This is a genomic window from Enterobacter sp. TCD1-1, from assembly GCF_020567405.1.
GTDB classification, from domain to species: domain Bacteria; phylum Pseudomonadota; class Gammaproteobacteria; order Enterobacterales; family Enterobacteriaceae; genus Enterobacter; species Enterobacter quasiroggenkampii.
Genome location: NZ_JAJCXF010000013.1, coordinates 1 through 997, shown reverse-complemented (window position 1 = coordinate 997; position 997 = coordinate 1). Strand labels below are relative to the sequence as shown.

The window sequence follows — 997 nt, the reverse complement described above, 5'->3', positions numbered from 1 at the left end:
GGTTGATTTCTTTTCCTCGGGGTACTTAGATGTTTCAGTTCCCCCGGTTCGCCTCGTTAACCTATGTATTCAGTTAACGATAGTGCAACGAATTGCACTGGGTTTCCCCATTCGGACATCGCCGGGTCAAAGGTTCATATCACCTCGCCGGCGCTTTTCGCAGATTAGCACGTCCTTCATCGCCTCTGACTGCCAGGGCATCCACCGTGTACGCTTAGTCGCTTAACCTCACAACCCGAAGATGTTTCACTTCTGATTGCGAAAATTTGAGAGACTCGAACACACCTTAAAGATGTGTCGTTTCAATTTTCAGCTTGATCCAGATTTTTAAAGAGCAAAACTTCGCAGTGCACCTTTTCAGGTTCACTCTGAAGTTTTCTTGGGTTCGCAGTAAAAGATGGTGGAGCTATGCGGGATCGAACCGCAGACCTCCTGCGTGCAAAGCAGGCGCTCTCCCAGCTGAGCTATAGCCCCATCGTTTTGCAATCTCTGTACCGCTCATCCTTTAAAAGGAGTTTGGTAGGCCTGAGTGGACTTGAACCACCGACCTCACCCTTATCAGGGGTGCGCTCTAACCACCTGAGCTACAAGCCTGCAGAGATTTTTACTGCTGTTTTTTCATCAGACAATCTGTGTGAGCACTGCAAAGGCAGGTTCTTTAAGGTAAGGAGGTGATCCAACCGCAGGTTCCCCTACGGTTACCTTGTTACGACTTCACCCCAGTCATGAATCACAAAGTGGTAAGCGCCCTCCCGAAGGTTAAGCTACCTACTTCTTTTGCAACCCACTCCCATGGTGTGACGGGCGGTGTGTACAAGGCCCGGGAACGTATTCACCGTAGCATTCTGATCTACGATTACTAGCGATTCCGACTTCATGGAGTCGAGTTGCAGACTCCAATCCGGACTACGACGCACTTTATGAGGTCCGCTGGTGAAGGTCGACTTCGCGCAAAATGCGCAGAGCTACGGCTGCCGCGCGTGGCGGGTGCACGACG

At 50.9% G+C, this 997-nt stretch carries 2 tRNA genes and 2 rRNA genes; all 4 read right to left on the bottom strand.

Annotation, left to right across the window (positions count from 1 at the left end):
- Positions 1-228: ribosomal RNA gene (locus tag LJA86_RS22140) — 23S ribosomal RNA — on the bottom strand; the annotation flags it as partial.
- Between the two features lie 170 nt (positions 229-398).
- A tRNA-Ala gene (locus LJA86_RS22135) sits at positions 399-474 on the bottom strand.
- A gap of 43 nt (positions 475-517) precedes the next feature.
- Positions 518-594: transfer RNA gene (locus LJA86_RS22130), tRNA-Ile, on the bottom strand.
- A gap of 70 nt (positions 595-664) precedes the next feature.
- A 16S ribosomal RNA gene (locus LJA86_RS22125) occupies positions 665-997 on the bottom strand; the annotation flags it as partial.